The following is a 6,998-nucleotide window of genomic DNA, read 5'->3' on the forward strand; positions in this document are numbered from 1 at the left end:
AGGTAGAGCGGTTCGCCCCCCTCTGTCCTGCCGGACATCTCCCCCTCAAGGGGGGAGATAGGCAGCCTCAACGCCGCCACTCTTTCTTCAACACTGGAAATTTGCGAAAGCGGCAATGACAGCTAATCTCCCCCCTTGAGGGGGAGATGCCCGGCAGGGCAGAGGGGGGCGCTGTCCCTCCGTCCTTTCCGACAACGAGCCCGGAGCTGCGATGACGCTTAAATTGACCGCACAGGACCGATCCATGCTCGACGGCGAGCAGGGTCCGTCCGCCGCCGCTGCCATGAAAATCCTGGCCGCGTTTTCCAATGCGGTCGGGGCGGGCTGCCTGCTCGACATTGCCGGCGCCCATATCGATGGCTGTCTCTACCACGGCAAGGCCGGTCTCGATTTCGTCGAGCGGCTGGTCGAAGGCGGTGGCCGCGTTCAGGTGCCGACGACGCTGAATGTCGGTTCGTTCGATCTCATCCATCCCGGCATGGTCAAGATGCCCCTAGCGGAAGAGGTGCCGGCGCGGCGGCTGATGAAGGCGCATCTGGAACTCGGCTGCCAGGCGACCTTCACCTGCGCGCCCTACCAGACGCGCTTTCGGCCAAGCTTTGGCCAGCAGATCGCCTGGGGTGAGTCCAACGCCATCGTCTTTGCCAATTCGGTGATCGGCGCGCGCACCAACCGCTATGGCGATTTCATCGATCTGTGCTGCGCCATGACCGGCCGCGCGCCGGCCTGGGGCCTGCATCTGAGCGAGAACCGGCGCGGCCGGATCCTGTTCGAACTGGATGTTCCAGACGGCGAGCTGAGTGACAGCCTTTTCGTCGGCGTCGGGCTAATCATAGGGCAAGCGAGTGGCGACCGCGTTCCGGTGATTGCCGGTCTGCCGCGGCCGCGTGACGAGGACCAGCTGAAGGCGCTGGGTGCGGCGGCTGCAACGACGGGTGCTGTGGCGCTGTTCCATGCGGTCGGCATCACGCCCGAAGCCAGGATCCTCGATGAGGCGTTCCAGAGCCATGCGCCTGACGAGACGATCCGTATCACCCGCGCCGATATCGACCATGCGCTGGCCAAGCTGTCTGGCGTGTCCGATGGCGCGCCGCTGGCGGCCGTGTCGCTCGGCACTCCGCATTTTTCGCATGCGGAATGGATGCGGCTGTTGCCGTTGCTGCGCGAGGCAGCACCCGGAAGGCGCATCCCGATCTACGTCAACACTGGGCGTGCGACGTTGACGCGGCTGCAGGAGGAGGGCGCGCTTGATGGCATGGAGGCGTTCGGCCTGATTCCGGTCGCCGACACCTGCACCTATGTCACATCGATCCTGGAACGCCTCGACGGCGTGGTCATGACCAATTCCGGCAAATGGGCGCATTACGCGCCGGGCAATATCGGCGTGTCCGTCGCCTTCGCCGAGATGGAGGATTGCATCCGCTCTGCTGCTGCCGGGCATGTCGTGCGGAGCGCCTCATGACGCGACCGGTGGAACGAACCGGCATCTTCCAGTTGGCCGGCGAAGCCAGGGGCCAGGCGCTGGTGTATTCGCAACCGCTGAGCTTCTGGGGCGGCATCGATGCCGAGACGGGCGACATAACAGACCATTCGCATCCCGGTCTCGGCCAGAATGTCGCCGGCAGGATTTTGGTCATGCCGAGCGGGCGCGGCTCGTCGTCTTCATCCTCGGTGCTGGCCGAGGCGATCCGCAGAGGCACGGCGCCAGCCGGGATTCTTCTGGAGCGGCCGGACCCGATCCTGGCGGTGGGCGCCATCGTTGCCGAATTTCTTTACGAGATCCGCATGCCGCTGGTGGTGTGCGATATTTCGAACCTTGTCTCCGGTGATCAAATTGTTATCGGCATCGGCAAAGACGGCGGGCCGATCATCAGAGTTCACCCCGCCATCAATCCGGCAGAGCCACGCCGCCAATAGGCAGCCGCCAACGTCTCATCGCGGCCGAGCCCCAGCGTGCCGCGCCAATATTCGCGAACGACCTTGGCGGCGGTCGCTTCCGCGGCGAACCAGCCGAAGGCCGAGCCGCCTTGCGGCCACGCCACCGAGCGGACAGCCTCGGCCAGCAGTCTGTCCTCGCCCGCCGGCACGCCGTTCCTTGTCAGCCAATGCAACTCGATGCCCGTGGCATTGTTGATCGCTTGCCTTTCGCCATCATTGGCGATCTCGACGAAGGCGACGCCCTTTGTCTCGGCCGGCAGCGTCTCCAGCAGCCGCGCCAGCGCCGGCAGGCCGGTTTCGTCGGCGCCCATGACGTACCACTCCGCCTGCCGCACCGGGCGGCCGACCGGTCCCATGATGCCGACTTTCGTGCCGGGAGCTGCCCGCATGGCCCAGGCGGAGCCAACGCTCTCGCCGGGATGGACGAGGAAGTCGACATCGATGATGCCCCTGGCCACGTCCAGCGCCCGGATAGTGTAGACGCGCGCCACCGGACGCCGGTCGTCGGCGGGCCAGACCGGCAAGCCATTGCCGCCGAGCACCGGCCACAGCGGATCGGGCACCTCCCTGGTCGGAAACAGCATGCGGATATGCATGCCGCCGAATTTGGCGAAACGGCTGAGATCCTCGCCGGCCAGCCGGATGCGGCGCATGTGCGGGGTGAGGTCGCGAATATCCGTCACCACCATCTCGCGGAACTGGGCGAGGCTGGTTTCGCCTGAGAGATCGCCGGTCCAGACGATCTCGGGGTTTTCCTCCTTGGCGTAGACCTGTACGGCTGTGGCCAGCAGGTCCTTGATACGGGCGAGCCCGTCGCGGTCGGCAGCATTGGCCCGCATCACCAGCCGTTCCATGTCGAAAGAGGCCCCGCCGAAGGCAAAGCGGAAATCGATGCGCTTTCCCTCATGCGAGGCATCGGCCTCGAAGCTCCGCAGCCTGTCTGAAATGCTGTCCATGTAGTCCGGCAGACGCCTCAGGTTGAGCCGCGCCTCGCAGGCCAGTTCACGCACCGATGCTTCGTTCATTGTCAGCCTCCGATCCTGCCGGTGAGGGCCACCTTGAAGGTGCGGCCCTTGCCCTGTTCGGTTGCTGCCGAGGTCGACCATGCGCTTTGCGGGTCGGTGTAGGCGGTGTTGAAGATGTTATCGACGCCGAAATCGAGCTTGAGGTTGTCGTTGACGCGCCAGTTGGCGAAGACATTGACCAGATCGAAGGCGTCGTCGACAATCGGCACGGCGTTGGGATTGGTGCGGCTGGTGCGGGTGATCTTGCCGACGCTGAGATATTGCGCGCCGACCGTGAGCTGGTCCTCCAGCATGCGAAAGCCGATTGTGGCCGAGAAGCGGTCGAGCGGCGTGTTGTTCAGCGCCTGGCCGGAATAGACGCCGCTGACGACCTTGGCGTTGATCAGCGCACCGGCGAGGTTTACGAAACCCCAGTTGTAGTCATAGACCATCTCGGCCTCGACGCCCTTCAGGCGGGCGTCGCCGATGTTGATTGCCGTGCGCGGCAGGACGGTGAGGTCGACGTCGATATAGTCCTCGACGTCGGTGTGGAAGACGTTGAGCTTGGCGCGCAACCGGTCGCCCGGCGTCAGCAAATCATCGTATTTGACATTGATGCCGGCTTCCCAGCTCTTCGCCGTTTCGGGCTGCAGCAGGAGATTGGGCCGATAGGTGTCGCCGCCGCCATGCGCGCCGCCGCCACGGAAGACATCCTGCAGGCCAGGCGCCCGGTAGCCTTCGGAGTAGGTGCCATAGAGCTGAAAGCCGTCAAACGGCGTGACGCCGACGGTGAGGCGCGGCGACCAGCGATCGCCGGAGATCGAGGCTTCCTGTGGCGACGGGATGCGCGTCTCGCCATCGAGTTGGTAGCCGTCATAGCGCATCGCAGCTATGGCCTGCAGCCAGTCCTCGTAATCGCCCTGCCACTGCAGGAAGCCGCCATAGCCCTGCTGTTGGCCAGCGCCGAAATGCGCCGCTTCCGAGGAGGCTTCGAGATAGTAGTAATCGAGTCCGTAGGTCAGCGTGTGGGCCAGCCCCCAGGCGTCGAAGCGCGAGGAGTTCTTCACGTTGAAGCCCGAGGTGGCGACATCATAGAAACGGAAATTGCCGATCCCTGAGGCGGGCGCGACCTGCGTCTGCTCGGCGCGGGTGCGGTTGTGATAGGCATTGGCGCTGAAGTCGATCAGCGCGTTGTCGTCGGGCTTCCAGGTATAGGCGGCGGTGTAGGTCTGGTTGGTGGTGTTGGTGTCGTAGCGGCTCAGCGTCGGCGAGGTCGAGCCGCTCGATCCGGTGATCTGGTCGTTGTAGCGCTGCAGGATGGCGCCGAGCTTCAGCTCGTGGCCATCGGCCGGCCGCAGAGTCGTCTTCAGATAACCGCTGGTCACCCGCTCACCGGTCCATGGCACGGTTTCGCCATTGCCGTCGGTATAGCTGTCGCGGTTGCGGTAGATGAGGTTGCCGATGATGTCGGCATCGTCGCTGAAACGATAGGCACCGGTAGTGCTGGTGGTGAAGCCGTCGCCATTGTCCTCATAGCCGAGCTTTTCGCTCAGCGCCCAGCGCTCGTCCTTTTTAAGGAAATCGCCGGCGTCCTTGGTCTCGAAGGAAACAACGCCGCCGATGCCGCCTGAACCATAGGCATTAGACACCGGGCCACGAATGACCGTGGCTTCCTTGATCAGGTCGGGTTCGACGTAGAACGAGCCAGAGCCGTGGCCGACGCGCCAGTAATCCTGCCGGGCGCCGTCGAGCGTTACGACGACGCGGCCATACTGCTCCAGGCCGCGAATGTTGATGGCGGTCGCCGGGTCGTCGCCATTCATCGATGCGGCGACGCCCGGCGTGGTGCGAAAGATGTCGGCGGCGGTGTCGGGCTGGATGCGGTCGAGTTCGTCCTGATCGATGGCGCTGATGGCGGCCATCGATTCGATCACCGCCGTCTTGATCATCGTCGCCGAGATGGTGATCACGTCGAGCATGGTCGCCGGCTGGTTCTGCGCGGGATTGGCCGGCGCCAGGCGGCCGGCCTTGGCGGCGGCCTTTTTCTCCTGGTCCTGTTCCTGCGCGTTGGCAAAAGGCACGGCGCAGAGGCCGAGCACGAAGGCGAGCGCGGTGCTCGCCATCAAGGTCGTGTTTGTTGTCGTTGTCATAGTCATGCAGCCCCCAAGCAAAAGCAAAACTGCTGGCGGTGGCTGAAGGGCCTTGGCTGGCATGATCGAGAATCCCTCGACCAGGCGGGTCGGGGCAGGGGTCACATATTAAAACATGATGACATAAGTCAACTTTAAATTTATAGCCGACCGTCATCGAGAAGCATTTGGCACGGGAGCAGCGGCATGGTCGGAAGTGTGGGCGATGGCAAGAGGATCGGCTGGTTGCAACCGGGCAGGATCGCGGCGGTGCTGCTTCTGGCGCTGTCGGTGCTGGCGCCTTCCTGCGGCTTCAAGGCGCTGGCCGCCGAGACGGTTGTCGATGCGCTGGGGCGAAGCGTCGTGCCGGGCGCGGCGACCCGAATCGTGACGCTCGGCTCCGACGTCACCGAGATCGTGCACGCGCTCGGCGCCGGCGAGCGGATCATCGCCGTCGATCGCGGCAGCAAATATCCGCCATCCGTAACCGGGAAGCCCAATGTCGGCTACCGCCGCCAGCTTTCGGTCGAGGGGCTGGCCAGCTTGCGTCCCGATCTGATCCTGGCGGCCGAGGACAGCGGGCCGCCGGAGGCGGTCGAGGTGCTGAAGTCGCTGGCGATCCCGATCGTCTTCGTCCCGCAGGACAACACCCCGCAAGGCATCGAGCGCAAGATCACACTGATCGCCGCCAGCCTTGGGCTCGAGGACAAGGGCAAGGTGGTTTCCACCGAGGTGCTCACCGCCTTTCAGACGGCAGCCGACCTGGCAGCAAATATTCCGCCGGAGCGGCGCAAGAAGGTGGTGTTCTTCCATGGCCTTGTGAAGCTGAGCGCAGCCGGTGCCGGCACCTCGGCCGACGCCATCATCCGCTACGCCGGCGGCCGCAACCCGATGGATGTCGTGCAGGGCTACAAGGCGGCATCAGAGGAAAAGCTGATCGAGATGGCGCCTGATGTCATCCTGATGATGAGCGACGGCAAGGGTGGCCCGACGCCCGAGCAGGTGTTCGGCAACCGCGCGCTGGCGGCAACGCCGGCGGCGGCCAACAAGGCGCTGGTCGTGCTTGACGGCGCCTACATGATCGGCTTCGGCCCGCGCACATCAGATGCGATCCGCGACCTGGCGAAGGCGCTCTATCCGGAAGGGGAATGACGTCGCGAAAATCGCAAGGCGTTTCGGCTGGGCAGTACCAATTCGTCGTCGAACCCGTTGCGCTTGATAAATCCTGTCCGTCCGGATTTCTCCGGATCGGCTTCCGCCCGAACAAACTTGGCGGCTCGGCCTGAAACATTGACACGATATTCTAAGCCGCGCGGTTGACCGTGAATGTGCTCTCCAGCCTATAATTATACTAAATTCATAGACTAACTGCGAACGTTCGAGGCGCTCGCACCTTGGCCTGTGAAAACCGGCTGCACAAAGGGAGCGCGCATCAATGCCGAAGACAGAGTCCAATCCGATCGACCTCGGCACCAGGGCGGCCGATTTCCTGCTGCCCGACGCGCAAGGCGTGCTGCACCGCCTCGTCGATTTCGACGCCAAGCCGGCCTTGCTCGTCGCCTTTATTTCCAACCGCTGCCCGTTCGTCGTGCTGATCCGTGAGCAGTTTGCCGTTTTCGCCAGGGATTATGCCGGCAAGGGGCTGCAAGTGGTGGCGATCAACGCCAATGACCATGAGGCGCATCCGGAGGAGACGCTGGCCCGCATCGGCGAAGAGGCCGAAAAATTCGGCTATTCCTTCCCCTATCTCAAGGATGCGTCGCAGCAGACGGCGAAAGCCTACGGCGCCGCCTGCACACCCGACTTCTTCCTGTTCGATGCCGACCGGCGGCTCGCCTATCACGGCCAGTTCGACGATGCGCGGCCGGGCAATGGCAAGCCGGTGACCGGTGCCGATCTGCGCGCAGCGGTCGAGACGGTGCTGGAG

6 protein-coding genes are annotated in these 6,998 nt (G+C 64.1%); 4 read left to right on the forward strand and 2 right to left on the reverse strand.

Annotation, left to right across the window (positions count from 1 at the left end):
* Window positions 1-211: 211 nt before the first annotated feature.
* Together EN939_RS14865 and EN939_RS14870 are read left to right on the forward strand one after the other, a co-directional pair.
* Window positions 212-1,462 carry an aconitase X gene (locus tag EN939_RS14865; protein WP_127268608.1) on the forward strand — a complete coding sequence of 417 codons (1,251 nt, stop codon included), beginning with the start codon at window positions 212-214 and terminating at the stop codon, window positions 1,460-1,462.
* A complete protein-coding gene (locus EN939_RS14870; protein WP_127268609.1) occupies window positions 1,459-1,917 on the forward strand; it encodes an aconitase X swivel domain-containing protein in 459 nt (152 codons plus the stop codon). The genes EN939_RS14865 and EN939_RS14870 overlap by 4 nt, the downstream gene beginning before the upstream one ends.
* On the opposite strand, the gene EN939_RS14875 is transcribed toward EN939_RS14870, so the two are convergent.
* Together EN939_RS14875 and EN939_RS14880 are read right to left on the reverse strand one after the other, a co-directional pair.
* Entirely contained in the window at window positions 1,878-2,963 is a 1,086-nt protein-coding gene (locus EN939_RS14875) for a siderophore-interacting protein (protein WP_127268610.1), read from the reverse strand. The genes EN939_RS14870 and EN939_RS14875 overlap by 40 nt on opposite strands.
* Before the next feature lie 2 nt (window positions 2,964-2,965).
* On the reverse strand, window positions 2,966-5,092 hold the full coding sequence (locus EN939_RS14880; RefSeq protein ID WP_127268611.1) for a TonB-dependent hemoglobin/transferrin/lactoferrin family receptor: 2,127 nt from the start codon (window positions 5,090-5,092) through the stop codon (window positions 2,966-2,968).
* Between the two features lie 186 nt (window positions 5,093-5,278).
* On the opposite strand from EN939_RS14880, the gene EN939_RS14885 reads away from it, so the two are divergent.
* Both EN939_RS14885 and EN939_RS14890 read left to right on the forward strand, forming a co-directional pair.
* The gene (locus EN939_RS14885; RefSeq protein WP_127268612.1) at window positions 5,279-6,223 is read left to right on the forward strand and encodes a heme/hemin ABC transporter substrate-binding protein; all 945 of its coding nucleotides are present in this window, start codon (window positions 5,279-5,281) and stop codon (window positions 6,221-6,223) included.
* Between the two features lie 283 nt (window positions 6,224-6,506).
* Window positions 6,507-6,998: thioredoxin family protein (locus tag EN939_RS14890; RefSeq protein ID WP_164750999.1), on the forward strand; the 492-nt coding region annotated here is incomplete at its 3' end.

The organism is Mesorhizobium sp. M7A.F.Ca.CA.002.05.1.1 (assembly GCF_003998335.1).
Lineage (GTDB): Bacteria > Pseudomonadota > Alphaproteobacteria > Rhizobiales > Rhizobiaceae > Mesorhizobium.

Bases quoted from the DNA above. Each gene is read 5' to 3' on its own strand.
- EN939_RS14875 (WP_127268610.1), bottom strand. From the start codon at position 2,963: ATGAACGAAGCATCGGTGCGTGAACTGGCCTGCGAGGCGCGGCTCAAC.
- EN939_RS14885 (WP_127268612.1), top strand. From the start codon at position 5,279: ATGGTCGGAAGTGTGGGCGATGGCAAGAGGATCGGCTGGTTGCAACCG.
- EN939_RS14880 (WP_127268611.1), bottom strand. From the start codon at position 5,092: ATGACAACGACAACAAACACGACCTTGATGGCGAGCACCGCGCTCGCC.
- EN939_RS14870 (WP_127268609.1), top strand. From the start codon at position 1,459: ATGACGCGACCGGTGGAACGAACCGGCATCTTCCAGTTGGCCGGCGAA.
- EN939_RS14865 (WP_127268608.1), top strand. From the start codon at position 212: ATGACGCTTAAATTGACCGCACAGGACCGATCCATGCTCGACGGCGAG.